This window comes from Mesorhizobium sp. M0633 (assembly GCF_040320645.1).
Lineage (GTDB): Bacteria > Pseudomonadota > Alphaproteobacteria > Rhizobiales > Rhizobiaceae > Mesorhizobium.
On the sequence record NZ_JAMYQC010000021.1, the window covers coordinates 73,166 to 86,471 of the forward strand.

The 13,306-nt window shown below is 62.8% G+C and carries 11 protein-coding genes; 5 read left to right on the forward strand and 6 right to left on the reverse strand.

Annotated elements, in window-relative coordinates:
- Nucleotides 1-5: 5 nt before the first annotated feature.
- From urtC to urtA, 3 genes are all read right to left on the reverse strand, one after another.
- Entirely contained in the window at nt 6-1,235 is a 1,230-nt protein-coding gene (urtC, locus tag NKI47_RS21525) for an urea ABC transporter permease subunit UrtC (RefSeq protein ID WP_502898065.1), read from the reverse strand.
- Complete coding sequence (urtB, locus tag NKI47_RS21530) at nt 1,235-2,851, reverse strand: urea ABC transporter permease subunit UrtB (protein ID WP_352593534.1); 1,617 nt, start codon at nt 2,849-2,851, stop codon at nt 1,235-1,237. Before urtB ends, urtC begins: the two co-directional genes overlap by 1 nt.
- Before the next feature lie 100 nt (nt 2,852-2,951).
- Nucleotides 2,952-4,262, reverse strand: coding sequence for an urea ABC transporter substrate-binding protein (urtA, locus tag NKI47_RS21535; protein WP_023674852.1), 1,311 nt, complete (start codon nt 4,260-4,262; stop codon nt 2,952-2,954).
- A 301-nt stretch (nt 4,263-4,563) separates the two neighbouring features.
- Here urtA and NKI47_RS21540 point away from each other — a divergent pair, with 301 nt between their 5' ends.
- On the forward strand, nt 4,564-4,959 hold the full coding sequence (locus NKI47_RS21540) for a hypothetical protein (protein ID WP_023674851.1): 396 nt from the start codon (nt 4,564-4,566) through the stop codon (nt 4,957-4,959).
- Nucleotides 4,960-5,005: 46 nt separating this feature from the next.
- Here NKI47_RS21540 and NKI47_RS21545 read toward each other — a convergent pair whose 3' ends face one another.
- Complete coding sequence (locus tag NKI47_RS21545; RefSeq protein WP_023674850.1) at nt 5,006-5,716, reverse strand: purine-nucleoside phosphorylase; 711 nt, start codon at nt 5,714-5,716, stop codon at nt 5,006-5,008.
- Between the two features lie 82 nt (nt 5,717-5,798).
- On the reverse strand, nt 5,799-8,372 hold the full coding sequence (gene cckA / locus NKI47_RS21550; RefSeq protein WP_023674849.1) for a cell cycle histidine kinase CckA: 2,574 nt from the start codon (nt 8,370-8,372) through the stop codon (nt 5,799-5,801).
- 203 nt (nt 8,373-8,575) lie between these two features.
- Between cckA and NKI47_RS21555 the strand changes: the two genes are divergently transcribed.
- Nucleotides 8,576-9,328, forward strand: coding sequence for a hypothetical protein (locus NKI47_RS21555; RefSeq protein WP_352568747.1), 753 nt, complete (start codon nt 8,576-8,578; stop codon nt 9,326-9,328).
- 83 nt (nt 9,329-9,411) lie between these two features.
- Here the strand turns inward: NKI47_RS21555 and dksA are convergent, their stop codons facing one another.
- Nucleotides 9,412-9,828 carry an RNA polymerase-binding protein DksA gene (gene dksA / locus NKI47_RS21560; RefSeq protein ID WP_023674847.1) on the reverse strand — a complete coding sequence of 139 codons (417 nt, stop codon included), beginning with the start codon at nt 9,826-9,828 and terminating at the stop codon, nt 9,412-9,414.
- A 260-nt stretch (nt 9,829-10,088) separates the two neighbouring features.
- On the opposite strand from dksA, the gene NKI47_RS21565 reads away from it, so the two are divergent.
- The 3 genes from NKI47_RS21565 to NKI47_RS21575 all read left to right on the forward strand — a co-directional run bounded on the left by NKI47_RS21565 (nt 10,089) and on the right by NKI47_RS21575 (nt 13,225).
- On the forward strand, nt 10,089-10,592 hold the full coding sequence (locus NKI47_RS21565) for a SixA phosphatase family protein (protein ID WP_352568748.1): 504 nt from the start codon (nt 10,089-10,091) through the stop codon (nt 10,590-10,592).
- Between the two features lie 63 nt (nt 10,593-10,655).
- Nucleotides 10,656-12,134 (forward strand): YcjX family GTP-binding protein, encoded by a 1,479-nt coding sequence (locus tag NKI47_RS21570; protein ID WP_352568749.1) that lies wholly within the window; start codon nt 10,656-10,658, stop codon nt 12,132-12,134.
- Nucleotides 12,131-13,225: a YcjF family protein gene (locus NKI47_RS21575; protein WP_352568750.1), complete on the forward strand. Its 1,095-nt coding sequence runs from the start codon at nt 12,131-12,133 to the stop codon at nt 13,223-13,225. Before NKI47_RS21570 ends, NKI47_RS21575 begins: the two co-directional genes overlap by 4 nt.
- The last annotated feature ends 81 nt before the right edge of the window (nt 13,226-13,306 follow it).

Sequence of the window (13,306 nt, forward strand, 5' to 3'; positions counted from 1 at the left end):
GGCCATCACTCCGCCGGCTGCGGTTCGGCGCCGGAGGCCGACCAGTCGCCCGGCCTTCTCGCCGCCGAGCGGTCGGTTTTCGGCGGCACCGGCGCATCGGGATCGATGCCGACTTCCTCGGCAACCGAGGCCGCCCGCAGCGCCTTGGCGTTGCCGCGCCAGGAATCCCACATGCCGATGATGCCCTTGGGCAGGAACAGCGTGACGGCGACAAACAGTCCGCCCAGCGCAAACAGCCAGAATTCAGGCAGCACGCCGGTGAACCAGGATTTACCGGCATTGACCAGAAGCGCGCCGATGATCGGCCCGACGATGGTGCCGCGCCCGCCGACGGCCGCCCACACCACCACCTCGATCGAATTGGACGGCTCGAATTCGCCAGGGTTGATGATGCCGACCTGCGGCACGTAAAGCGCACCGGCGATGCCGGCCATCACCGCCGACAGGGTGAATGCGAACAGTTTGACGTTCTCCGCCCGCCAGCCGAGGAAGCGTGTGCGGCTTTCGGCGTCGCGCACCGCCATCAAAAGCTTGCCGTACTTGGAACCGACGATTGCCCAGGTGACGAAGACGGCAAACGCCAGCATGACGGCGCTGGCCGCGAACAGCGCCGACCGCGTCATGTCGGCCTGCACGTTGAACCCTAGAATGTCCTTGAAATCGGTCAGGCCGTTGTTGCCGCCGAAACCCATGTCGTTGCGGAAAAACGCAAGCAGCAGCGCATAGGTCATCGCCTGGGTGATGATCGACAGGTAGACGCCGGTGACGCGGCTGCGGAAGGCAAACCAGCCGAAGACGAAGGCGAGCAGGCCGGGCACCGCAAGCACCATGATCGCGGCAAACCAGAAATGGTCGAAACCATACCAGAACCATGGCAATTCCTTGTAGTTAAGGAACACCATGAAATCCGGCAGCAGCGGATTGCCGTAGACGCCTCGCGAGCCGATCTGGCGCATCAGATACATGCCCATCGCATAACCGCCGAGCGCGAAGAAGGCGCCGTGGCCGAGCGAGAGGATGCCGCAATAGCCCCAGACGAGATCGAGCGCCAAGGCGAGCAGCGCGTAGCAGAGGTATTTGCCGGTGAGCGCAACGATATAGGACGGCACGTAAAACGCACTTGTCGGCGAGACCGCAAGATTGAGCAGCGGCACAATGATGGCGACCGCCAGCAGGATGAAGATGGTGATGGCGACACGGCGGTCGGCGCCGGCGGCAAAGAAGCGTCCCGTCATCATGCTTCCACCGACCTGCCCTTGAGCGCAAACAAGCCGCGCGGGCGTTTCTGGATGAACAGGATGATCAGCACCAGAACGACGATCTTGCCGAGCACTGCTCCGGCATAAGGTTCGAGGAACTTGTTGACGATGCCGAGCGAGAAAGCGCCGACCAGCGTGCCCCAAAGATTGCCGACACCGCCGAAAACGACGACCATGAAGCTGTCGATGATGTAGCCGCGGCCGAGATTGGGCGAGACGTTGTCGATCTGGCTGAGCGCGACACCGGCGATGCCGGCAATGCCGGAGCCGAGTGCAAACGTTAGCGCATCGACCCAAGGCGTCCTGATGCCCATCGAGGCGGCCATGCGGCGATTGGCGGTGACGGCACGCATCTGCAGCCCCCAAGGCGTGCGTTTCATCACGTAGAGCAGCACCGCGAACACGCCGAGCGCGAATACCAGGATCCAGAGCCGGTTCCAGGTCACGGCAAGCTGGCCGATATTGAACGAGCCGGACATCCAGGACGGGTTGCCGACCTCCTGGTTGGTCGGCCCGAAGATGGTGCGTACGGCCTGCTGCAGGATCAGCGACACACCCCATGTCGCCAGCAGCGTCTCCAGCGGCCGTCCATAGAGGAAGCGGATCAGCCCGCGCTCGATGACAAGGCCGACGAGCGCCGCCACCAGGAAGGCCAGCGGCAGGGCGATGACCAGCGACCAGTCGAACAGACCGGGAAAGGAATTACGGATAACCTCCTGCACGACGAAGGTCGTGTAGGCGCCGAGCATGACCATCTCGCCATGCGCCATGTTGATGACGCCCATGACGCCGAAAGTGATGGCAAGGCCAATCGCCGCCAGCAGCAGCACCGATCCAAGCGATATGCCGTACCAGATATTCTGGCCGGCATCCCACAGCGCCAGCGTCGAATTGATGTTGGCGATCGCAGCCGTCGCCGCGTCTTTCACCGCACCTTCGGAACTGGCCTCGACCGACGTGAGCAGCGACACCGCATCGCGGTCGCTGCGCGCACCGATGAGCGCGATTGCCGCCAGTTTGTCGGCCTCCGGCCTGTCGGAAACGAGAACCGACGCGGCGCGGGCCTGTTCTAGCAGCGCCTTGACGCTTGCCACGCTCTCATTGGCGATGGCGGTGTCGAGCGGCTCGATGTTTGCCGCGTCGGGCGTTTTGAACATGGTGTCGGCGGCGGCAATGCGCACGGCCGGATCCTTTGAGCCAAGCGTCAGCGTGCCCAATGCATCGCGAATGACGCGGCGCAGCGTGTTGTTGACCTTGATCTTGGTGATGTCGGCCTTGGCAGCTTCGCCCGATCTTTCGCCGGTAAGCGCATCGAGCAGCTCGATGCCGTCGCCGCTCTCCTTACCGACAAAGACCAGTGAATCGGCCTTGCGCACGTAAAGGCTGCCCTCCGCAAGCGCGGCAAGCGGCCGTTCTACGGCCGGATCGCCGGAAGCCGCAAGCTCCCGCACCACGGCTTCTATCGCCGGAAAATTGGCGGCGGTGGCGAATTTGGCGATGACCACGTGCAGATCTGCTTCGCTGGCGTTCGACGGCAGCAGCGTCCCCTGGAGAAGGAGCAGCATCAGGCCAATCGCGCGGATCAGGATCATTGGTTTCTGGTGGCTCTTGAAGATTGAATGTCGCCTCCGGGCAGGCTGGAGGAGGAGCCTGCCCGGAGGCTTGCGGGTCTGGGAGGACAGACCGGGAGGATCAGTTGGTTCCCTTGCCGCCGCATTTGCCGGTGGCAACGTTGAAGTTGCCGCAGGACAGAGGCGCGCGCCAATCGGAGATCAGGTCCTTGGAGTCAGGCAGATAGTCGGACCACTCGTCGCCCATCACCAGGCCCGGCGTCTGCGAGACGGTTTCGAACTGGCCGTCGGCCTGGATTTCGCCGATCAGCACCGGCTTGGTGATGTGATGGTTCGGCATCATCGTCGAATAACCGCCGGTCAGGTTCGGCACCGAGACGCCGACCATGGCGTCGATGACCTTGTCCGGATCGGTGGTGCCGGCCTTCTCGACCGCCTTCACCCACATGTTGAAGCCGATATAATGGGCTTCCATCGGGTCGTTGGTGGTGCGCTTGTCGTTCTTGATGAATTTGTGCCAGTCGGCGATGAACTTCGCGTTCTCGGGCGTGTCGACGCTCTCAAAATAATTCCAGGCGGCGAGATGGCCGACCAGCGGCGCGGTGTCGAGACCGGCAAGCTCTTCCTCACCAACCGAGAAGGCCATGACCGGAATGTCCTCGGCCTTGATGCCCTGGTTGCCGAGTTCCTTGTAGAACGGCACATTGGCGTCACCGTTGACGGTCGAGACGACGGCGGTCTTCTTGCCGGCCGAACCGAATTTCTTGATCGCCGAGACTTCGGTCTGCCAGTCGGAGAAGCCGAACGGCGTGTAGTTGACCATGATGTCTTCGGCGGCAACGCCTTTCGCCTTCAGGTAGGCTTCGAGGATCTTGTTGGTGGTGCGCGGGTAGACGTAGTCGGTGCCTTCGAGCACCCAGCGCTTCACCGAACCGCCATCCTCGCTCATCAGATAATCGACGGCCGGAATGGCCTGCTGGTTCGGCGCCGCACCGGTGTAGAACACGTTGCGCTCGCTTTCCTCGCCTTCGTACTGGACGGGGTAGAACAGGATGTTGTCGAGCTCGCTGAACACCGGCAGCACCGATTTGCGCGACACCGAGGTCCAGCAGCCGAACACCGCGGCGACCTTGTCCTTCGAGATCAGCTCGCGCGCTTTTTCTGCGAACAGCGGCCAGTTGGAAGCCGGATCGACGACCACCGCCTCGAGCTTCTTGCCGAGCAGGCCGCCCTTGGCATTCTGCTCTTCGATGAGCATCAGCATGGCGTCCTTCAGCGTCGTCTCCGAGATCGCCATGGTTCCCGACAGCGAATGGAGGATGCCGACCTTGATGGTGTCGTCGGCCGCCCTGGCGGGAATGCTCATCAGCAGGCCGGCGGTGACCACGCCGGCCGAAAACATTTTTGTTATTGTCGAGAAACTGCCCCTCATACTTTTAAACTCCCAAGCTGGTTAACTGCATCGGAACAGGACCATGCAACGGCTGTGCCAATCACCGGCGAAAGATCGGAGTGTTTGAGATTTCCCAGCCCTGTCAGTCGGTTAATGTATTAGCCGCAGGAGATGAACCTCCCCTGCCAGGTTTGAAATGAGAAAAGATCACTTGTATCAGCCTAAGTTTTACTCACATATACACCAATGCCCGAATTTTGAGCAGCATCATATGAGCGCTGGCGAGGATTGCAGCGCCGCAGCGAAATGAGGCAAGTTCGAACCCTTAACGGGGGACTCCATGGCCTTCAGAGCTTCTTGCATTTTCACCGCCATGCTTCTGCTGGCGGCGACGACCGTAGCGCGCGCCGGCTTCAGCGACGGCAAGCTGCCGGACGGCTCCTATCATTGCGAAGTCTATCTGCTTGGCATGTTCCTCAGCCTCGGCGACATCACCATCAAGGGAAACGTCTATAGCGGTCCGGTGAGCTTCGGCATCGCGCCGCAAAGCTACAATTACCAGATGGATGCAGACGGCGTGATCACCTGGCTGGGTCCGCTGGGCGGCTACACCAGTGGCGGCAACTCGATCTCGCTTACGCAGGCGACGCTGGAAAGCGGAACCACCCCGTCCTTCGATATCATCATGAAGCAGCCAGACGGCGCCTTTACCGCCTCGACCTGCACGAAGCGTTGAAAAGTACGGAACCTGGCGAGGTTCCGTACTCCGAAGTAGAAGCCGCCTAGCTCTCCGCCGCCATGTCGAGCGCCAGCCGGGTCATATCGGTGAAAAGGCCCTGGCGTTCGGAATAGTCGGTCTGCTCGCCGGTTGCCACATTGTCGACGACGGTCAGGATCGACAGCGCCCGGGCGCCGAAATCGGCCGCAATGCGGTAGAGTGCGCTGGTTTCCATATCCACGGCGAGCGCCCCCTGTGCCTGTGCTTCGGCAAAGCGTTCGCGCCCCAGCGGATGATAAAAAATGTCGCTGCAGATCGTCAGCCCGGCCCGATGGTCGATCCCGAGTTCCGAAGCCCGGGCCAACGCCTGGGCCAACAATGCAGGATCGGGGCCGGCATCGGCACGATAGAGACCAAAAACCTGGCCGCTCTCCGCATTTTCGCCGCGCACCGATTGTGCGATCACCAGGCTGCGCAGCGCCATCTCGGCGGTCAGGCCGCCGCAGGTGCCGGTGCGGATCAACGTTTTCGCACCGTAGAAATCCAGCAGCTCGTGCACGTAGACCAGGAATGACGGGACGCCGATGCCGGTGGACTGGACGCTGACAGGCTTGCCGCGAAACAACCCGGTAAAGCCGAGCGCGCCGCGGCGGCGGTTGACGCAGCGCGACGCTTCCAGAAAGGTCTCCGCCATCCATTCAGCGCGCTGCGGGTCGCCCGGCAGCAGCACCGTGCTTGCGTAGTCGCCTTTGCTAGCCTCGTTGTGTGGCGTCACGGCATGCTTCCAAAACCCGTCGCCCGTTTCGCCTGCAATCATGGCAGTCTCACGACATTGCGCAAGCGGAGCGTTGGAAGGGTCAGGATTCCAGCATGTCCTTTACGATCGTGGCCAATTGCTTGAGCGAAAACGGCTTCGGCAAGAAGCCGAAATGCGCGTCGGCCGGCAAGTTCTTGGCGAACGCGTCTTCGGCATAGCCGGACACGAAGATAAACTTGATGTCGGGCTGCCGTTTGCGCAATTCGCCAAGCAGCGTCGGGCCATCCATTTCCGGCATCACCACGTCCGACACCACGACGTCGACCTTGCCGCCGAGCGCTTCGTAGACTTCAAGCGCCTCGACGCCCGACGACGCCTCGTGGACGGTGTAGCCGCGCGATTTCAGCGCCCGCATGCCGCCCATGCGCACGGCGTCCTCGTCCTCGACCAGCAGCACCGTGGCCGAGCCCGACAGATCCTTGGCTGAGTCGGCGATCTTGGCAGGGGCGGCCGGCACTTCTCCAGCCTCGCCCGCCTTCCTTGCCTCCGCAATGTGCCGCGGCAGGAAGATGCGGAACACGGATCCCTTGCCGACTTCGGAATCGCAGAAGATGAAGCCGCCTGTTTGCTTGATGATGCCATAGACCATGGACAGGCCGAGGCCGGTTCCCTTGCCAACCTCCTTTGTCGTGAAGAAGGGCTCGAAGATCTTTTTCAGCACATCAGGCGCGATGCCGCTGCCGCTGTCCTCGACCTCGACCAGCACATAGTCGGCCGGAGTAAGTTCGCGGTAGGAAAAGGTCTTGCACTCTCCGGCGCTGACGTTGCGGGTGCGTACGGTGAGCTCGCCGCCGGCCGGCATCGCATCGCGTGCATTGACCGCCAGATTGACCACCACTTGCTCGAATTGCCCGATATCGACCCTGACCGGCCACAGGTCGCGGCCATGGTCGATTTTGAGCTTGATGTCGTTGCCGACCAGCCGGGCAAGCAGCATCCTTAGATCTGCGAGCACGTCGGTCAGGTTGAGCACCTCCGGCCGCAGCGTCTGCTTGCGCGAGAAGGCCAGCAACTGCCGCACCAGCGAGGCCGCCCGGTTGGCATTCTGCTTGATGTTCATGATGTCCGGGAACGACGGATCGGACGGCCGGTGGTTGGTCAAAAGCAGGTCCGAGGCCATGATGATGGCGGTCAGCACATTGTTGAAATCATGCGCGATGCCGCCGGCGAGTTGGCCGACCGCCTGCATCTTCTGGCTCTGCGCCATCTGGCCCTCGAGGGCCTTTTGCTCAGTGGTCTCCACGGCATAGACGATGGCCGATTCCTCGGCGCCCTCGCCACCGGTACCGTCTGCGACCGCGTTGACGTAGAAGCGTATGTGGCGCTCCTCATTGCCGGGCAGCACCGTATCGATCGGCTCGATGTCAGCCTGTTGCTGGCGTGCCTTTTCAAAGGCCGCGGCGAAAGCCGGCCGGTCGCGCTCGTGGATCACCGTATCCAGCCGCACACGCCGATCGACCGCATCGCGGTCGACGACCGAGGAAAACAGCGACAGGAACGGCGCATTGGTGCGCAGGATGCGGCCGGCATGGTCGACGCCGGCTATCGCCATCGGCGTCGAGTTGAAGAACCGCGTGAAGCGTATTTCCGATGCGCGGAGGTCGGCCGAAGCGTCCTCGCCTTGCGTCCGGTTGAGCACGATGGTGCGAGTCGGGCCGTTGAGCCCCTCTCGGCTGGCCGAGACACGATGCATGAAGCGCACCGGCAGCGCCTCGCCGGTCATCGTCGTCAGATCGAGGTCGATAACGGCATTGCGCGTGGTACCAGCGTCGGCCTTGACCGAACGGACCAGCGCCATGCCGTCGCCGGCGACGATCTCCGGCAGCGTGATGGCGCCGGGAGTGAAGCTGGCCAGGTCGATGCCCAGCCACTCCGCAAGGGTCGCGTTGATATAGGTGACGCGGCCTTCCTGGTCGGCCGAAAAGAAACCGGCCGGCGCATGGTCGAGGTGATCGATCGCCTTTTGCAGGTCGAGAAAGAACCGCTCCTGCTCGGCCCGTTCCTGCGAGATGTCGGCAAGCTGCCAGGCAAGCATGGGCAGCCGCTGGCCGGGAACGCTGAAGGCGCGGGCCCGAACGCGGTACCAGCGAGCGCCCGGTTCGGCGCCTGGCCGAATGGACTGCGCGAGCCGAAACTCGCCGTCGCCAGGCTGGCCATCACGCAGGCCGGACGCCAGCCGGTATATGGTCACCGAGGCCTCGGGAACGTCTGAAAGCAAACCTTCGACGGTCTTGAGGTCGGCGGCCGACTCGGCACCCGTCATATCGGCATAGGTCCGGTTGGCGTAGATGATACGGCCTTTGGTGTCGGTGACCAGGAGACCTTGCGACATCGAATCGACGAAAGCTTTCGACAGTTCGTCGCTTGTCGAGCGCGGCGTGATGTGCACGAAGCCGATCGCAGTGGCGAATAGAAAGCCGACGCCGATCATCGCCAGCACGCCAAGCATGCCGAGCAGGAATGGATCGCCAAGGCGCTCGCGGAAAAGGCCGAAGACGATCGCTGCCCCAGTCAGGACGACGATGAAGACGATGAGCCGGGTGACCGCTCCCGGCCGCGTGTTCTGGTCGACGATAGGTACCGGATAGAAATCGCCGCGCGCTTCCTTGGCCATGTGCCCCCTGCTCGTGAATTCCGGTGTCGGTTGAATCATATTCTCAGGGTTGGGAAAAGGCCCGGCTGCAGATGTCCGTTAAAAATGACGCCGTTCGGCTCCCGGCGTTTCAAGCTGTTCACGAAGCGTGAAAGGCAACTTGCGGTGGCCTGCCGCAACAGTCTAGTGTCGCCTCTCTTCGAAAGCTGATTTTGGGGGAACCAATGCTGCAATGGCTGGATGGCGTGGCGGGTCCTGGTTATGCCGCAGCAATCCTATGGACGTTTGCAGTACTTGTCCTTCTGCTCATCATTCTTCTTATCATCAGGCTGGTCCGCAGCCTGACGTTCGGGACATTCGTCGCCGGCGGCAGGAACCGCAAGACGCGGCTGGCTGTCATGGATGCCACAGCGGTCGACAGTCACCGGCGGCTGGTGCTGGTGCGCCGCGACGATATCGAGCACCTGCTCTTGATCGGTGGTCCGACCGACGTCGTCGTCGAGCGCGACATCAGGCTCTCGGCGCTGCGGCGCCCGGCATTGACCGGAGACAACGGCCACCAGCCGGCAGCAAGGTCGGCTTCGATCACAGCCGCGCCGGCGAGGCAAGCGCCACCGCAGCCGGCAGGCGTAACCGCGACCCCTGTCCGAGCCCGCCAGACGGCGACGATGCCGGCAACAATGCCGGCGCCGGCGCCGAAACCGGCATCGAACGTCACGCCGTTGCCAAGTTATGGATCCGTCAACGCCAATGCCTCGCGGCATGCGCAGCCGCCGGCAAGGCAGGACCCCCCGGCAAGATACGAGCCGCCGGCACAGCACGAGTCGATTGACGATGCGCTGATGAAGGAGCTGGAGGTTTCCCTCGACGAGCCACGCTTCAGCCAAACGCCGAGCAAGCCGGTGGCGAAGGCGTCGCCCTCTCTCGACGACGAGATGACGAAGCTCCTCGGCGAGTTGTCCAATCAGAAAAGATAGGCCGATAGCGAACGGCCAATGAAAATGGCCGGAAAACCGGCCATTTTGAACGCTTTACCGATGCCGCTGTTTTTCCCGGCGACTCAGTCGTCGCGGTAGACCTTCTCGCGCCGCTCATGGCGCTCCTGTGCCTCGATCGACAAGGTGGCGATCGGGCGCGCGTCGAGCCGCTTCAGCGCGATCGGCTCGCCCGTCTCCTCGCAATAACCGTAAGTGCCTTCGTCAAGGCGCTGGAGGGCCGAATCGATCTTGGAGATGAGTTTTCGCTGGCGATCGCGGGCGCGAAGTTCGATGGCGCGGTCGGTTTCCGAGGAGGCGCGATCGGCGAGGTCGGGGTGGTTGGCGTTTTCCTGCTGCAGGATTTCGAGAGTTTCGCGCGCTTCGCGCAAGATGTCGTTCTTCCAGGTGACGAGCTTCATGCGAAAGTAGGATTTCTGCCGCTCGTTCATGAACGGCTCGTCTTCGGAGGGTACGTAATCGGCGGTAACGATGTCGTTCATTCGACTCACCCAACAAACCCCAAATTTGGCGCCTATATATTCGCGGACCGAAAGCTGCACAAGGTCAATCGACGACAGTTTCACGCAATTGTTAGTCTCGGACAAACCACCATCGGCGATGCCCTTTTTGCGAAGAATACGACCGAATTCGTACATGATTCGCTATGCTTGAGGGTCGCTTGCCATTGCGCACGGAGCTCTTCTGATGGCAAATCCTGCGGCGTGCTGACGGGTTCGGTGCCCGGCACAACGGGGATCCGGTGACCAGACTTTACCTGCTGAGGCATGCGAAGGCCGGCTGGGCGCTGCCTGGCGTGGCTGACTTCGACCGCCCGCTCGATCCATCCGGCTTCGCCGATGCCGAAGCGATGGGCGTGCTGATGCGTTCCCGCAAATACGCACCGGCCCGCACCCTTTGCTCAAGCGCCAAGCGCGCCCGCCAGACGCTGGAAAGCTTGGCTGGCCATACGGACACGGGCCGGGTGCTGTTCTGTGACACCCTCTACAGCGACGATGCCGCCGCGTACCTCACTGCCATCCGGCAGAATGGCGGGCTGGAGGCCCTGCTCGTCATCGGCCACAATCCGATGATCGAGGATCTCGCCATGGCGCTCTCAGGCGACGGCGACGAGACCGCGCGGGCCATGCTGAACCACGGCTTCCCGACCTCCGCACTTGCGGTGGTCCGGTTCTACGGCAGTCTTGCCGAGGCTGCGCCGGGCGCCGGCTATCTCGAAGCCTTCCTGACGCCTGCCGATATCTGAGGCCATTTCAAAGCCGCCCATCAAAGCCTATATCGGATCCTGACCGGCCCGCGAGAACAGATTTTGGCATCATCGCTGACGACTTTCACCGACGAGGCGAAGATTGCCTTGGATACGTTGTCAGGCCGCGCTGCCGGGCTTTTCGCTCCGTCGCTGCGTCTTGGCGTGACCGGGCTGTCCCGCGCCGGCAAGACGGTGTTCATCTCGGCCCTTGTGCACAATCTGGTCCATGGCGGACGCTTGCCGCTGTTTGAGGCACAAAAATCTGGGCGCATCGCCCGGGCTTTTCTCGAAGAGCAGCCGGACGACGCGGTACCACGCTTCCTGTACGAGGATCACATCGCAGCTCTTGTCGACGACCGCATCTGGCCGGATTCGACGCGTGCGATTTCCGAACTGAGGCTCACCATCGAATACGAATCGGCCTCTGGCTGGAGCCGCATGTTTTCCGCCGGCAAATTGTCGGTCGACATCGTCGATTATCCCGGCGAATGGCTGCTCGACCTGCCGCTGCTCGGCAAGTCCTACGCCGATTTTTCGCGTGAGGCCTTCGAGATGGCCGTGTTGCCGGTGCGTGTCGACCTTTCGCGGGAATGGCGGGCGCTCTCCAATCCGGTCGACCCCAACGCCGAGGCCGACGAGATGACGGCGCGCCGTCTCGCTGAGAGCTTCGCGGCCTATCTCAAGGCCTGCAAACTCGACGAGCGGGCGCTTTCGACCTTGCCGCCCGGCCGCTTCCTGATGCCCGGCGATCTTGAAGGCTCGCCCGCTCTCACCTTCGCGCCGCTGCCGAATCTGGGCGGCCGGCGCGCCCGCTCGGGATCGCTGCAGGCTATGATGGAGCGGCGCTACGAGGCTTACAAGACGCATGTCGTCAAACCGTTCTTTCGCGAACACATCACGCGTCTCGACCGCCAGATCGTGCTCATCGACGCATTGCAGGCATTGAATGCCGGCCCCGGTGCGATGGCCGATCTGGAGCGCGCGGTCACCGAAATCCTGTCCTGTTTCCGGCCCGGCCGGGGCAACTTCCTGACCGACGTGTTTTCGAGGCGCATCGACCGCATATTGGTGGCCGCGACCAAGGCCGACCATCTGCACCACGAAAGCCACGACCGCCTGCAGGCCATCGTGCGGCGGCTAGCCGACCGAGCCGTGGCGCGGGCGAATTTCACCGGCACCGACGTCGACGTCGTCGCCATGGCGGCCATGCGCGCGACCCGTGAAGGCACGGTCAAGCAGGGCCGCGAGACTTTGCCGGTCATTATCGGCACGCCATTGCGCGGCGAAAAAATCAACGGCGAAACCTTTGACGGAAAGACCGAAACAGCCATATTTCCCGGGGACTTGCCGGAGAAAGTTGATGCGTTATTCGACGTTTCCGAATCGGCCCGCCGGCAGAACAATGACGACCCCGCGATCCGCTTCGTGCGCTTTCGCCCGCCGAAACTCGAGCGCACCGCCGAGGGCGTCACGCTGTCGCTGCCGCATATCAGGCTCGACCGCGCGCTGCAGTTCCTGATCGGAGATCATCTCGCATGAGTGCGCCCCGCAGACCGGCGGCCTTTCGCATAGAGCCGGAGCCCCAGCAGAAGGAAGATTCGACGGCTCACCATGCTGCGTCCGAGGCCGCGCCGGCGCGAAAGCCGCGTACCGTGACGGCGGATCTTGCCGTGGTCACACCGGCGGAGATCGACGTCTTCGACGAGGCTGATATCGTCGCTGCCGAACCGCCGCCGGCGATTGCGCCGCGAAAACGTTCGCCGCTTGGCAGCCTGTTCTTCGGCGCGCTGGGCGTTCTGGTTTCGTTCGCCGTCGGCCTCTGGACCGACCAGCTGATTCGCGACCTGTTCGAGCGCGCCGAGTGGCTGGGCTGGCTGGCTGCCGCTATGGCCGCGATCGCCATCCTGGCGCTTCTGATCATCCTCGTGCGCGAATTCATGGCGATTGCCCGCCTTGCCGAGGTCGAAAAGTTGCAGAAGCGGGCGCTCGATGCGATTGCCCGTGACGATCCGAAGGCCGCCCGCGCCGTGGTCGACGAGTTGTCGGTCTTTGTCTCGGCCAAGCCTGAAACCGCGGCCGGCAGGCGCTCGCTGGCCGAATTGCGCGGCGAGATCATTGACGGCGGCAATCTGGTACGGCTGGCCGAGATCGAGATACTCGGCCCGCTCGATGCCCGCGCCAGGGTGATGATCCTCGAAGCGGCGAAGCGCGTCTCCCTGGTGACCGCGGTCAGCCCCCGCGCGCTGGTCGACGTCGCTTATGTCGTGTTCGAAGCCGGCCGGTTGATTCGCCGGCTGTCGGAGCTTTATGGCGGCCGCCCCGGCACGCTTGGCTTTTTTCGCCTGGCGCGCAGCGTTCTGGCCCATCTCGCGGTCACCGGGTCGATCGCCGTCGGCGACAGTTTCGTCCAGCAGATCGTCGGCCACGGCCTTGCCGCCCGGCTCTCGGCCAAGCTCGGCGAAGGCGTCGTCAACGGCATGATGACTGCGCGCATCGGCATTGCAGCGATGGAAACCGCAAGGCCCCTGCCCTTTTACGCGGTCAGGCGGCCCGGATTGGGCGATTTCCTCTCCGCGCTGACCTCCTTTGCAGCAAAGAAAGAAAAAGAAACATCCGCTTCCGGAACGTGACTATTGCCTTGGGGTGACAAAGCATTAACCAATCTTGTCCATGGTCGGAAGCGTCCAAACCAGTCTCTTTGTTGCCGGGTG